General features: G+C 57.6%; 14 protein-coding genes. 7 read left to right on the top strand and 7 right to left on the bottom strand.

Annotated features, from left to right (window positions below):
- Window positions 1–12: 12 nt before the first annotated feature.
- From flgK to U2949_RS14525, 7 genes are all read left to right on the top strand, one after another.
- Window positions 13–1728, top strand: coding sequence for a flagellar hook-associated protein FlgK (gene flgK, locus U2949_RS14495; protein ID WP_009458104.1), 1716 nt, complete (start codon window positions 13–15; stop codon window positions 1726–1728).
- Window positions 1729–1763: 35 nt separating this feature from the next.
- On the top strand, window positions 1764–2981 hold the full coding sequence (gene flgL, locus U2949_RS14500; RefSeq protein WP_250756948.1) for a flagellar hook-associated protein FlgL: 1218 nt from the start codon (window positions 1764–1766) through the stop codon (window positions 2979–2981).
- A 68-nt stretch (window positions 2982–3049) separates the two neighbouring features.
- Entirely contained in the window at window positions 3050–4474 is a 1425-nt protein-coding gene (locus U2949_RS14505) for a methyl-accepting chemotaxis protein (protein WP_282188399.1), read from the top strand.
- Complete coding sequence (locus U2949_RS14510; protein WP_009458098.1) at window positions 4474–4911, top strand: hypothetical protein; 438 nt, start codon at window positions 4474–4476, stop codon at window positions 4909–4911. The genes U2949_RS14505 and U2949_RS14510 overlap by 1 nt, the downstream gene beginning before the upstream one ends.
- A 21-nt stretch (window positions 4912–4932) precedes the next feature.
- Window positions 4933–6639, top strand: coding sequence for a methyl-accepting chemotaxis protein (locus tag U2949_RS14515; RefSeq protein ID WP_321288467.1), 1707 nt, complete (start codon window positions 4933–4935; stop codon window positions 6637–6639).
- A 119-nt stretch (window positions 6640–6758) separates the two neighbouring features.
- On the top strand, window positions 6759–8669 hold the full coding sequence (locus tag U2949_RS14520) for a DUF294 nucleotidyltransferase-like domain-containing protein (RefSeq protein ID WP_321288469.1): 1911 nt from the start codon (window positions 6759–6761) through the stop codon (window positions 8667–8669).
- Window positions 8666–9355 carry a 3'-5' exonuclease gene (locus U2949_RS14525; protein WP_026484548.1) on the top strand — a complete coding sequence of 230 codons (690 nt, stop codon included), beginning with the start codon at window positions 8666–8668 and terminating at the stop codon, window positions 9353–9355. Before U2949_RS14520 ends, U2949_RS14525 begins: the two co-directional genes overlap by 4 nt.
- Here U2949_RS14525 and fliR read toward each other — a convergent pair.
- The 7 genes from fliR to U2949_RS14560 all read right to left on the bottom strand — a co-directional run bounded on the left by fliR (window position 9352) and on the right by U2949_RS14560 (window position 13586).
- Window positions 9352–10137 (bottom strand): flagellar biosynthetic protein FliR, encoded by a 786-nt coding sequence (gene fliR, locus U2949_RS14530; protein ID WP_257724087.1) that lies wholly within the window; start codon window positions 10135–10137, stop codon window positions 9352–9354. The genes U2949_RS14525 and fliR overlap by 4 nt on opposite strands.
- A 95-nt stretch (window positions 10138–10232) precedes the next feature.
- Window positions 10233–10502 carry a flagellar biosynthesis protein FliQ gene (fliQ, locus tag U2949_RS14535; RefSeq protein ID WP_003804652.1) on the bottom strand — a complete coding sequence of 90 codons (270 nt, stop codon included), beginning with the start codon at window positions 10500–10502 and terminating at the stop codon, window positions 10233–10235.
- Window positions 10503–10511: 9 nt separating this feature from the next.
- Complete coding sequence (gene fliP, locus U2949_RS14540; RefSeq protein WP_035269878.1) at window positions 10512–11279, bottom strand: flagellar type III secretion system pore protein FliP; 768 nt, start codon at window positions 11277–11279, stop codon at window positions 10512–10514.
- A 7-nt stretch (window positions 11280–11286) separates the two neighbouring features.
- Complete coding sequence (gene fliO, locus U2949_RS14545) at window positions 11287–11562, bottom strand: flagellar biosynthetic protein FliO (RefSeq protein ID WP_026484545.1); 276 nt, start codon at window positions 11560–11562, stop codon at window positions 11287–11289.
- Window positions 11563–11592: 30 nt separating this feature from the next.
- Window positions 11593–12096, bottom strand: a complete 504-nt coding sequence (gene fliN, locus U2949_RS14550; RefSeq protein ID WP_257724088.1) for a flagellar motor switch protein FliN — start codon at window positions 12094–12096, stop codon at window positions 11593–11595.
- Window positions 12093–13100, bottom strand: coding sequence for a flagellar motor switch protein FliM (gene fliM, locus U2949_RS14555; protein WP_009458081.1), 1008 nt, complete (start codon window positions 13098–13100; stop codon window positions 12093–12095). Before fliM ends, fliN begins: the two co-directional genes overlap by 4 nt.
- The gene (locus U2949_RS14560; RefSeq protein WP_321288473.1) at window positions 13101–13586 is read right to left on the bottom strand and encodes a flagellar basal body-associated FliL family protein; all 486 of its coding nucleotides are present in this window, start codon (window positions 13584–13586) and stop codon (window positions 13101–13103) included. It abuts the gene before it with no gap.
- Window positions 13587–13646: the final 60 nt, after the last annotated feature.

The raw sequence follows: 13646 nt of genomic DNA on the forward strand, positions 1-13646 counted from the left end.
AAAGGATTTGATATGAATCTCGCCAACCTTGGTATTACCGGCTTGTTTGCCGCTCAAAAGCGCATGCAGGTGACGGGCCACAATATTAATAATATCGATACCGCTGGCTATAACCGCCAATCGGTCCTGGTTGAGACGGCTGGCTCGGTAGGAAGCGGTAATGGCTATTACGGCCGTGGCGTGCAGGTGGTTACCGTTCAGCGCTCCTACGACAACTTTCTGTATCAGCAGTTGGTGCGCTCGCAAACTACCGGTGCGGCTCTGGTTAGCTACGGTACGGAAATTGCCCAGCTGGACAATCTGTTCTCGGACCGCACGGTCGGCGTCAGTCCCGCCTTGCAAAACTTTTTCAATGGTCTGGAAGCCGTGGCATCGCAACCTGCGGATCCTTCGGCTCGCCAGGAACTGCTGGGCCGTGCAGAAAGCCTGGCTACCCAGATTCGTGACGCGACGTCCTACATGAACCGCGTCAACGAGAACATCAATACCCAGGTGGGTACCACCGTCACCCAGATCAACAGCTATCTGGAACGAATTGATAACGTCAACAAACAGATCGTTGCTGCCAAAGGCACTACGCCCGGTCACGAACCCAATGACTTGCTGGACCAGCGCGAACAACTGGTGTCCGAGCTGGGTCAGCTGATTGATGTGCGTACCGTCGAGCAGGATGGACGGATGAGCATCACCACGGCCGGCGGCCAGATGCTGCTGGGTGGCGAAAGTATTTACCCCTTGCACGCCGTGCGTTCGGCTGAAAACCCCGAGCGTATGGTGGTTGGCTTTACCTCCGCACTGAATGTGGACGGCAAGATGGTGGTGTCCGAGTTCCGCGAGGGCACCATTAAAGGCGGCACCTTGGGGGGTTTGTTGCAGTTCCGTCAGGAAAGCCTGGAGCCGGCCATCAATGCGCTGGGTCGCTTGGCTGTGGGTCTGGCTCACACGGTGAACGATATTCACCGTCAAGGTGTGGACCTGAAGGGTGAGGCTGGCAAAGACATGTTCAGCGTCAGCGGCCCGAAAGTGATTGCCAATGGCAATAACCCGGTCAGCAGCGGTGTGCCTGGTGTGTCTTTCTACAAAGACCCTGTTGATCCGGCTGATCCCAGCAAGGGCTACACCCAGCCAGTCGACAAGCTGACGGGCGACAACTACCGCATCGAGCGCGTGGATGGTCGTTTCCAGCTGCGTAACTTGAGCAGCAACGACGTTACCCCCTTGAACGGTCCGGACAAGAACGGTGGCATTACCCGGGTGGATGGTCTGGAAATTGATGTCTCCGGCTTGAAAACCCAATCTCAGGATGGCGACTCCTGGTTGCTGCAGCCCACCGTCAATGCAGGCAGCAGCTTGCAGGTGGAGATCAAGCGTCCACAGGATATTGCTGCAGCTGATAAAGATACCGGTTCGGCTAACGGTGCCATCGCCCAGAAACTGGCGGACTTGCGCAATAGCAAGGTGCTGGCCGACGGCTCCTTGAGCCTGAACGATTCTTTTGGTCAGATCGTGAACCGTATTGCGGTGCAAACGCAGCAAAACGGCACGGCGGCCAAGGCCCAGTTAAAGCTGATCGAGCAAAACTATGCCGCTCAGCAAACCTTGTCCGGCGTGAACAAGGACGAGGAATACATCATGCTCCAGCGTTATCAGGAGCAGTATCAGGCTGCTGCCCGTCTGATTGACGTCAGCTCCCAGATGTTTGACACCCTTTTAGGCCTGCGTAGTTGAGTACGGCTCTTTAGTCTTGAAATTGGAACCTTGCTATGCGTATCAGTTCTTCTCTTTTCTTTCAGACGGGCCTGACTTCGATCAACAAGCAGCAGTCCGATCTGATGCGGGTTTTTCAGCAAATGGGCTCGCAAAAGCGCATGATCACCCCATCGGATGATCCGCTGGCGTCGGCCCAGACCATTAACCTGGCCCAGTCCCAGGCCATGGACAAGCGTTACGGTGAAAACCGTGAAGTGGCCATGCGTGCCCTGGGTGAGGAAGAAAACCTGCTCAATGCCGTCAACCTGCAGTTGCAAGGCGTGCAGACCCGTCTGGTGGAAGCCTCTACCGGCACCATGTCCGACGCGGACCGCAGCACCTTGGCCACGGTGGTGGAAAGTGCTCTGGATACTCTGTTTGGCTTTGCCAATACCAAGGATGGTTCGGGTCAGTATCTGTTCTCCGGTGCCAAGGGCACGACACAGGCCTTCGAGCGTACGGGCAATACCTTCAGCTACACGGGCGACACCAACAGCCGCAATATTCAGGTTGAGCAAACTCGTCAAATGGATTCGGCAGATCATGGCCGCACCATTTTCGAGCGCGCCAATCCCGGCTCGACCGCCTATTTCACCCAGGCCAATGCCAATACGGGCTCGGCTGTAGTCAGTGCGCCTAATGGCAACTCCTCGCTGGCTGGTGCCCAAGCCCATTACACCATCCGCTTTACCTCGGAAACCGAGTACGACATCGAAGTGAATGGCGCGGTTGTCAGCCAGGGCGTATTGGACGAGAACGAGCGTCAGCGCATTAATCTGCCCGGTGGCGTCAGTGTCCAGATCGAAGGCAAGCCTGCCGTCGGTGACAGCTTCGAGGTCAGCTCGGTAGACAGCACCAGCTCGGCGGATATGAACATGTTCAACACCTTGCAATCGGTGGTTGAAGCCCTGCGTAAGCCGGTCAGTGGCGATCCCGCTGGGCAGGCAGAGTTCCGCAACGCGATGAACTCGGCCATGCAACGTATCGGAGAAAACTTCGATAACGTGCAGACCGTGATTTCCTCGGTGGGTACGCGCATGAACGAGATTGATGCGTTGAGCGCCAACGGCGCGGCTCGTGCTTTGAACTACACCAATGAACTCTCGCGTCTGGAGGATCTGAATATTTTTCAGGCTTCCACCGATCTGGAGTTGCGCAAGGCCGCGCTGGAAATGTCGGCCATGGCGTTCCAGACGATTCAGAGCATGAGCTTGTTCAATATGAATCGCTAAGCCTGCGTTCCTTTTTTGGGTGGTTTTTTCTTAAACCGGCAGTCAAGCACCACGTGCGGGAATCTTCTATGCTTTTTAAGAATTTGAGTCTAAAGGTCGGCATGACCTTTTGTATTGCTGCTCTGATGGCATTGACAGTGGCCATGGCAGGTTGGGCGCTGTATTACTTTCATGGCCTGCTGGCCCTGGGTTCGGGCGACAAAGTATTGCGCACCCTGCAAGAGCAGCAGAGCACGTTCAATATCGTCCTGACCGTTGTGCTGGTGCTGGCCGTGCTGCTGGGCCTGGCCGCGATCAGCTACTTCTTCCGTCGTGTGGTGCGTCCCTTGGGCGACTTTGCTGCGTACTTTGATGCAATTGCCAAAGGCGATCTGACTCAACGTATTCGCGTGCTGACCGCCAATGAAATCGGTGATCTGTTCGAGTCGCTGGGCCGCATGCAGGAATCCCTGGTCAAGACCACCACGACGGTACGTCTGGGCCTGGAAGAGATCCATGCCGGTGCGCAGGAAATTGCCCAGGGCAATACCAATATCAGCAGCCGTACCGAAGAGCAGGCCGCTTCCTTGCAGCAGACTGCTGCCAGCATGGAGCAGTTGGCCGGCACTGTTCGCCAGAACGCGGACAACGCCCAGCAAGCCAACCAGTTGGCCGCCACGGCATCGGATGTGGCTCATCGTGGTGGTAGTGCCGTCAATGAAGTGGTTGCAACCATGCAAGGCATTTCGGCCAGCTCCAACAAGATTTCCGACATTGTGGGCGTGATCGACAGCATTGCGTTCCAGACCAATATTCTGGCTTTGAACGCGGCTGTGGAAGCAGCTCGTGCAGGGGAGCAGGGCAAGGGTTTTGCGGTGGTGGCCGCCGAGGTGCGAGCCCTGGCTCAGCGCAGCGCCCAGGCCGCGCGTGAAATTACCGCCTTGATCGAAGACTCGGTACGCAAAGTGACGGAAGGTTCCTCGCAAGTGGAACGTGCCGGCGCCACCATGCAGGAAATTGTGGATTCCGTGCGTCGCGTGACCGACATCATGGGTGAGATTACCGCTGCCACGATTGAACAGTCCTCCGGGATTGATCAGGTGAATCGCGCAGTGTCGCAAATGGATGAAACAACGCAGTACAACGCCCGTCTGGTGGAGCAGGCCGCTCTGGCATCCTCTGGCCTGAGCGAGCAGGTGACCAAGGTCAACCAGGCCATCGCGTTCTTCCGTTCGCCCGGTACGGAAGTCATTGACGTCAGCGCGCGCCGTGTGGCCAACCGCCGCAGTGTGGCCGCTGCCTCCTCTGAAACAGAACAGCGTCGCAGCCCCGCCTTGAACGGCAGTGCCGCGACCGCCAAAGCCAGCCCCGCTACCAAAGGCTTGTCGGCGCCTGCCAAGGCTGCACCGGCTGCCAAGGCTACCGCTGCCCAGGACGATAGCCAGCGCCTGCTGCGCCCGGACCTGAGCAAAAGCAGCAGCGCTGCTTCGGATGATGATTGGGAGGAGTTTTAATGTCTCGCACCCGACTGAGTACCTGGGTCGGGCTGGGACGTAAGACGCTGATAGGCTTGTGCTTGCTTACCCTGGTTGCGTGTGCCACCCAGGGATCCTCCTTCAAGGCCTCGGGGTTGAATGATCTGATCCTGGGCCAAAGTACTCGTGCCGATGCCGAGCTGTCCTTGCAAGGTCGTCCTCATCAGGTCTACCGGCAGCTCGATGGCAGTGAAATGGCCGTGTGGTTCCAGGGCACAACCCTGGCAACGGATGCGGTCTATTTTCGACAGGAACTGTGGCTTCAATTTGATGCCCAGGGGCGTTTCCAGCAAGTGGTCAAACGCAGTCATATTCCTTCCATGTATCGCGAGCAAGCGCGTAGTACCACGACAGGCTCGGTCACGATTGAGCACCCTGGCACGGACATGATCACCATCTTGCCGGTCAGCCACTAGAGTTTTCTTTGGATTTAGCAAATGCTGGGTATTGAAAGCAGTCTTCCGTCCGCGTCCCGCGCTTCTAAACGTCGTTCCTCAAAATCATTTCGCCCCAGTCTGAAGTCCGCTTCGGGTCTGAAGATCAGCACCATGCTGATGATCTGCATGGGCTTGTTCATGGTCCTGATTGTGGCCGTGGGCGGCCTGGCGGCTTACTACCTGCAGCAAAGCGGCGATGCGCTGCGTACCATCAATCGTCAGGCAGATCGTTCCGCACAGGTTCTGCAGCTCAATAACAATATGATGGAAGCGCGCCTTAGCTTGATGAGCGCTGCTCGTTTTTATCAGGAAGCCGGCATCGATAACGACGCCAATATGCTGCAAAGTGCAGACAATCTGGTGATTATGGCCAACCAGAAGCTGGATGAAGTACGCAAGGCCTTTGCGGATATCCGTGCCAATATGCCTACCGAACCGGAGCTGCGTCGACTGGCCATGGGTTTGGTGGCTTCCTACCAGGCGTATCTGGACGATGGCATCGAGCCTATGGTTCAGGCCCTGGAGACACGCGACTACAGCACTTTTTACTTCGTCAGCGAAGGTTTTGGTGTGCTGCGTGCCGCCACTTTTCAGTTCCGTATTGAAGAGTTGAGCAAGTTCTACAACGATCAGACGGATTTGCTGCTGGAACAGGCTCAATTGCAAACCCGCGTTGCCAATAGCGCGATTGGTTTGGGCTTGCTGATTGGCTTGGCCATTATTGTGGCGCTGCGCCTGGTGCTGGGCCGTACCGCTTTGGCTCCCCTGCGTGAAGCCGGTGTGCATTTTGACCATATTGCCAATGGCGATCTGACCAAGAAGATTACCTATCGTTCGGCCAATGAAGTCGGTGTTTTGTATGATGCCATGCGCCGCATGCAGCAAAGCTTGCAAGGCATTGTGCTGACCGTGCGCCAGGGTGTGGACGAGATTGCTTCAGGTTCCTCGCAGATTTTTGCAGGCAATACCGACTTGAGTTCCCGTACCGAACAACAAGCCGCCGCCTTGCAGGAAACAGCGGCCAGTCTGGAAGAGTTGGCCAGCACGGTGCGCCAGAATGCGGACAATGCTCATCAGGCAGACCAGCTGGCTCATAACGCCGCCAAGGTTGCTCGCCAGGGTGGGGAGTCGGTCGGTGCCGTGGTCAATACCATGAACCAGATTTCTGCGCGTTCCGGCCAAGTGGCAGACATCGTTAACGTGATTGACGGTATTGCTTTCCAAACCAATATTCTGGCTTTGAACGCCGCCGTGGAGGCCGCTCGTGCCGGTGAGCAGGGCAAGGGCTTTGCGGTGGTAGCGGGCGAAGTGCGCAGCCTGGCGCAACGCAGCGCGCAAGCGGCCAAGGAAATCAAGGGCCTGATTGAAGCCTCGCAAAATGAAGTCCAGACCGGTACACAGCAAGTGGCCAGCGCGGGCGACATTATTCAGGAAGTGGTGCGCGCGGTAAATAGCGTGACCACCTTGATGAGCGAGATTTCCTCTGCTTCTCAAGAGCAAACGGCGGGTATCGAACAGATCAATACTGCTGTGGCACAAATGGATGTTGTGGTGCAGCAAAATGCTTCGCTCGTGGAAGAGGCGGCTGCGGCAGCAGGCTCTCTGCAGTCTCAATCCGAGACCCTGGCCGAGGCGGTCTGCCAGTTCAAGGTCCAGGAAGGTGATGTCATCGATATGGCCGAGCGCGACTACGATCGTTTGCGTTAAGCGCTTTGAGGGGAAAAACAGGCGCATGCCTATAGTTGAAATCCCCTAGAAAAACAGGGTCCGCGAGGGCCATGCTGCATGGCACAATAATTCTTTGCCTATAGCCAGCAGAGACGCCCATGTCCTTCGCGATTCCCGGTGAATCCGTGGCCAAGACGGCGGTGCGCCAAAAGGCGCCCGGCATCTTGGCCTGGTTGATTGCTTACCCGCCTTTCGATCAGATGCAGGCGCAGCACTGCGATTACCTGATCGAGCATAGCGAGCTACGGTTTTTTTCAGCCGGACAGGTGCTGTTGGAGGAAGGCGCGCGTGTTGACCAGCTCTACCTTGTTCGCCAAGGTCAGATCTCCAGCCAGGAACACGGTGAAACTCACGAGTATGTGGAAGGGGATCTTCTGCCCGTGCGTGAACTGGTCTCGGGTCAGGCTCTGGACAGTGATTACCTGGTACAGGAAGACTGCTTTACCTTGTGCGTGGCTGGTGAAGCCGTTGCCCATCTGCTGACCATCAGCGAGCCTTTTCGGGATTACTGCTTGCGTGGTACCAGCAGCCTGCTGGCCTCGGTCTGGCGCAGTGCCCAGAAAAGTGCCAGCGCCGACCTGGGTGCCAGCTACACGCTGGACATGAGTCTGCAAGCCCTGACAGAACGCGGTTTGCTCAGCTGTTTGCCGGATTGCCCTGTTGAGCAGGCGGTCAAGGACATGCACGAGCGTCAGGTCAGCAGCATGGTGGTGGTCAATCCGGACCAGCATTTGCTGGGCATCTTCACCTTGCGAGACTTGCGCCGTTTGGTAGCCGGTGGTCAATACGATCCGACCCAGGCCATGTCTCAAGTCATGACACCGGACCCGGTCTGGCTGGCCCCACAATCCTCGGCCTTTGATGCGGCTTTGCTGATGGTAGAGCATCAGATCGGCCATATTTGCCTGGTTCAAGACCATAAGGTCGTGGGTATGGTGTCCGAGCGCGATGTGTTCTCCTTGCAGCGCGTGGATCTGGTGCATTTGTCGCGTGCCTTGCGCTGTGCCCAGGACGTGTCCGTGCTGGTGCGTCTGCAGTCCGATATCGGTCGGCTGGTGGATGCCATGCTGGCTCACGGTGCGCGCTCTGAACAGCTGACTGCGGTGATTACGCGTTTGAACGATCACACGGTTCAGCGCACGATTGAATTGAGCTTGCCCGGCTCCGGGCTGGATGGCATCGAGTTCTGCTGGCTGGCCTTTGGTAGCCAGGCTCGTGGCGAGCAAACCCGTCATACCGATCAGGACAATGGCATTTTGTTTGCTGCCCATTCGCCCGAGCAGGCCCAAGCCCATCGCGCCCTGCTCCTGCCTTTTGCGCGTCGGGTGAACGAGGCCCTGGACCGCTGCGGGATGGCCTGGTGCACTGGCAATATCATGGCCAGCAATCCTGACCTCTGCCTGTCTGAAGCCGAATGGCTGCATCGTTTCCAGATCATGATTGAACGGCCTGCGCCCGAGCAATTGCTGGAGTCCACGATTTACTTCGATTGCCGCGCCATCTGGGGCCAGAGCGGTATGCTGCAACGCATGCAGCGTCGGGTACTGGGCATGGTGAACGATAACCCTGTGTTCCAGCGCATGCTGGCTCAAAGTACCTGTCAGACCCGTATTCCCAGTGGTAAAAAGCGCAGCCGCCTGGAAGCTTTGATGGGGCAGGGCGATGACAAGCTGGACATCAAGAAACAGGCCTTGGCGCCGATGGTAGATGTGCTGCGTGTGCTGGCCCTGGCGCATGGTTGTGAACTGGCCTCGTCCATGGACAGGCTGGCCGTGCTGACTCAGCGCGGTGTCTTTACAGACGAGGAGTCAGAGGGCCTGCGCGAAGCCTACCGCTATTTGCAATTGCTGCGCTTGCAACATCATCAAACCCAGTTGCAGCAGGGGCAGGAGCCCAACAATCTGGTGCGTTTGAGTGCTTTGGGTGCACTGGATGCACGTGTCTTGCGTGAAGCCTTGTCACAAGTGCGCCGTGCCCAACGTATTCTGGCTTTCCGGTATCGCTTATGAAACTGCTTTCCTGGCTACCTTGGCGTAAATCCTCTTTTGCCGCGCGCAGTCCCTCCTTGTCCTGGAGCGGGGTGGACGAACTGGCTTTGGACGAAGCGGCCTTTACTGTGCTGGATCTGGAAACCAGTGGTCTGGAGCCCAAGCGCCACCATATCGTTCAGATGGGTGCGGTCCGCTTGGAAAACGGTTCGATTGCCCTGGGCAATATCTGGTCCGGTCTGGTTCGGTCTCAGGGTGAACGCAGTCATGAAAGTCTGCTGATTCATGAAATCAGCCCGCAACAACAGGAAGAAGGCGAGCCACTACCCCAGCTGATGCGGGACTTTGCCCGCTATTCCGAAAACACGGTATGGGTCGCCTGGGATGCCGACTTTGATCTGGCGTTTCTGGATCGTGCCTGGCCGAAGGCGGGCCTGGAGCAGGCCCGGCCTTTGGCTCTGGATTTGGCTGAACTGGCTGCGTGTGTATTGCCCGACTGGCGTGGTCGTCGTCTGGGCCTGGACGATTGCCTGAAATATTGTGGCCTGCCCGTGAGCGATCGCCATGATGCCTTGGGCGATGCCTTGGTCAGTGCACAGTTGATGCAGTTATTGATCGGGCGTGCCAAGCAGAAAGGCATTCTGACCATAGGCCAGGCCCGGCGCTTGATGCAGTCGCACAAGCAACGGCAGGCCCACGCATTTTAAGAACCTGCCAGTCCCAGCGCGACCCGCATCATGGCCTCATAGCCGGAGTTGAATAGCTGGGTCAGGAAGGGCGTCGTCTGAGGAACGACCACGGTCAGCAAGGTCAGGCCGATTGTCAGCGTAATTGGGAAACCCACAGCAAAAATCGTCAATTGCTGAGCGGTACGGTTCAATATCCCGAAGGCCAGGTTAATGGTCAGCAGCACAATAATCAGTGGCAGGGCCAGCAACATGCCTGATACCCACAATTCGCTGCTCCAATCGAGCAAGGCACCCCAGCCATTGATGTTCAGGTCCGCGCCGATGGGCAGCACATGGAAGGTGCGCACCAGTACACCCAGCAAGAGCAGGTGGCCGTTCAGGGCCAGAAAGGTCAGCACCGCAATCACGTTCAGCAGCCGCGACAGCACGGCGGTATTCGCGCCAGTAGCGGGGTCAAAAAATGAGGCAAAAGACAGGCCCATTTGCAGGCCGATGAATTCGCCCGCTGTCTGCACCGCTGCAAACACGATGCGCATGGTCAAACCCAGCGCGACACCGATGAACACTTGCTGCGCGGCAATCAGCAGGGCCTCGTAAGAGGCTGTGGGCAGATCGGGCAGAGGGGGCAGTGAGGGCGCGATAATCAGGGTCAGGATAAAGCCCAGGCCTATTTTGGCCCGCTTGGGGATGGCCGATTCGCTGAAAAAGGGGACCGTGGCCAGGGTGGCCAGAATACGGATGAAGGGCCACAGAAAGGCGTTGAGCCAGGCATGGAGCTGGGCGGAGTTCAGGTCGAGCACGGCAAGCCTAGGGCCTGTTCAGTGGGCAAGGCATTGCACTTTGCCAGTCACGGATTTGCGTACTCACGGAAGGCTCCTTGTCGCGCTGGTCGGTCTTAGTTGACCAGCCCGGGAATGCCACGCAACAGGCCCTGCATGTAGTCGACCATATTGTTGATCAACCAGGGGCCTAGTAGCACCACCGTAATGCCCATGGCCAGCAGCTTGGGGATGAAAGACAGCGTCATCTCGTTGATCTGGGTGGCTGCCTGGAAAATACTGATGCCCAGACCTACCACCAGCACCACGATCAACATGGGACCGGCCATGGACAGGGCCAGTTTCAGGGCGGTATAGGTCATGGACATGACGGTTTCGGGAGTCATGGCAGTCCTTTATTGGTAGAAGCTGCGAGCCAGGGAACCCAGCAGCAGATGCCAGCCATCGGCCAGCACAAACAGCATGAGCTTGAAGGGCAGCGAGATGGTCACGGGTGGGACCATCATCATCCCCAGGGACATCAGGACGCTGGCAATCACTAGGTCAATGATCAGAAAGGGGATAAAAATCGTAAAGCCGATCTGGAAGGCGGTTTTCAGCTCGCTGGTGACAAAAGCCGGCACCAGTACGCGCAAGGGGACATCTTCCGGGGATTCCAGTTCTGCCACGCCCGCCATATCGCCAAACAGCTTCAAGTCCGCTTCGCGGGTCTGGTGCAGCATGAAGGTTTTCAGGGGCTGGGCGCCTTGCTCGAGCGCGGTTTCAAAGCTGATCTTGTTTTCCGACAAGGGCTTGTAGGCGTCCTGATACACCTGATCAAACACCGGTGACATCACAAAGAAAGTCAGAAACAGGGCCAGACCCACCAGCACGGTATTGGGCGGTGCCGTACCTGTTCCCATGGCATTGCGCAGCAGACCGAGCACAATGATGACGCGGGTAAAGCCGGTCATCATCAGCAAGGCCGCGGGCAGGAAGGACATCATGGTCAGCATGGCCAGCGTCTGGATGCTGAGTGACCAGGTTTGCGAGCCGTTCGGGCCTGCTGTGCTGGTAATGGCCGGAACAGCCTGGGCCCAGGCCTCGGAAGGCAGGAGCAGGCTGATCAGGGCCAGAAGCAGCATCAGGCCGATGCGCTGGGCGGGAGAGAGGAGTGCGGTCATGATGCGGTCAGCGGGGCGCACGGTGCTGGTCCAGATGGGCCTGGAAGTCCGGCTCGGAGCCAGCGGGCGTTGTGGTGTGCAGCAGGCTGATCTGCTGAGGGGTGATGCCAATCAGAATTTCGCGGTCATCAATCTGGACCAAGGCCACGCTGCTGCGCGGCCCCAGGCGTTGATTGTCCAGAATCTTGATGCGTTGCTGGTTTTTGTTTTTCAGCAGCCCGCCTCGGCGGGCAACCCAGGCTGCCGCCAGAATCAGGCCTACAACCAGCAGCAGGCTGAGCATGATTCTGACGAGCTGGGCTTGTTCCATGTTCTAGCGGCGGCCGTTCAGGCGTTGGATACGATCCGATGGAGTCACGATGTCGGTGACGCGAATACCGTATTTATCGTCCACCACGACCACTTCGCCTTGGGCGATCAGGTAGCCGTTCACGTAAATATCCAGCGGTTCGCCGGCCAGACCGTCCAGCTCCACCACCGAGCCCTGGCCCAGTTGCAGAATGTTCTTGATGGTCAGACGTGTGCGACCCAGCTCCACCGACAGCTGGACCGGGATGTCCATAATCATGTCGATATCGGTGGTGGCGTTCGCCTCGGCGTGCTCCATGGGCGGGAACAGATTGCTGGCCGGGCTGGGTTCGTGCACAGGCGTGGCTGCGCTTTGCTCGGCCAGTGCCGAGGCCCAGTCATCCTCCAGGGGCTGTTCCAGTCCTTGGGCTTGGGTGTTGCTTTGGCTGCCAGCCTGTTGCTCAGCCATCGCGGCTGCCCAGTCGTCCTCGGGCGCAGACCGGTCGTTAGGGTTGTGAGGGTCGCTCATAGGGACTTACCTTTAGTCAAATCGCTGTCGTTGGTGGCCAAGATGTTTTCTACCCGCAAGGAGTAGCGGCCACCGGAGGTGCCGTAGCGGCATTCCAGAACCGGCACGCCATCCACGTGGGCTTCAATAAGAGTGGGGATTTCAATTGGCAAGACATCATTGGCCTTTAACTGGGTCAGCTCGGCAATGGTCATGTCTATATTGACGAAGTTGGCAATCAGTTCAACTTCGGCGCTGCGCACTTGTCGTGACAATTGCTGGGTCCAGCGCTGGTCGATATCGTTGGTGCCTTTGTCCTGCAAGGGGCGGGTCAGCAGATCGCGCAGCGGCTCGATCATGGAGTAGGGCAGGCAGATATTCAGATTGCCACCCTGGGCACCAAATTCAATATTGAAAGAGGTCACCACCACGATGTCATTGCTGCTGCTGATGCTGGCAAACTTGGTATGCATCTCCGAGCGCATGTACTCCGCTTCCAGCGGGTAGATGGACTCCCAGGCACCGCAGTAGCTCTCCAGAGTCAGGGTCAGCAAACGCTGGATGATGCGCTGCTCGGTCGTGGTGAAATCCCGGCCTTCAACGCGGGTGTTGTAGCGGCCATGGCCACCAAACAGGCTGTCGATAATCAGGAAGACCAGGTTCGGGTCGAAGGTAAACAGCGACACGCCCCGCAAGGGCTTTAAGGCAACCATGTTCAGGTTGCTGGGCACAGGCAGGTTGCGCTCAAAATCCGAGTACTTCTGAATACGAATGGAACCGACGGTGATGTCTGCGTTGCGACGCATGAAGCTGAGCATGGTCGAGCGCAAACGACGGGCAAAGCGCTCGTTGATCAGCTCCAGGGTCTGCATGCGGTGACGCACTACCCGGTCTGGCGAGGTCAGGTCATAGGCCCGTACGCCAGTCAGGTTTTCGTTCAAGGGCTTGGTGTCAGCGCCTTCGCCGGTAACACCGGCCAGCAGTGCATCGACTTCGTCTTGGGATAGGAAGCTCTGATACGACATTTATTGGATGACAAAGGCGGTGAACAGGACATCATTGATGTTCGGTACAGCGGTGTTGGGCGCGTAGGGCTCTTTCAGGCCGGCGCTCAGCTGTGCAACCAGGGCTTGACGCCCTTCGGAGGTCTGGATGTAGGTGGGGCGCTGTTCAGCCAGAATCTTGAGCACGCGATCACGCACCATGGGCATGTACTCCACCAGCATGGAGCGCGAACCATCGTCCTGGACGCGCAGGGTGATGCCTACGTACAAGATGCGCGAGCGGCCATTCTCGTTCAGGGTGACGGTAAAGGGGTCCAGCGGCGCAAAAATGGGTTTGGCATTGACCTTGACCACCGGCGGTTCTTCCGGGGCAGGGGCCGCTTCAACCGATTGGCCTTTTTCTGCCCAGGCCAACCAGGCAGGCGTGCTGCTTTGTTGCAGGGAGTAGTACAGCGTTGCGCCCACGCTAGCGGCGATAATAAACAGAACCAGCAGACCGGTTTTCATCAGGCGTGCAAGTTTGGTGGGTGCTTTTCGGGCCATGTGATGTGAGCGATGAATTTTCTA

The organism is Alcaligenes phenolicus, from assembly GCF_032063905.1.
Classification (GTDB): Bacteria; Pseudomonadota; Gammaproteobacteria; order Burkholderiales; family Burkholderiaceae_B; genus Alcaligenes; species Alcaligenes phenolicus.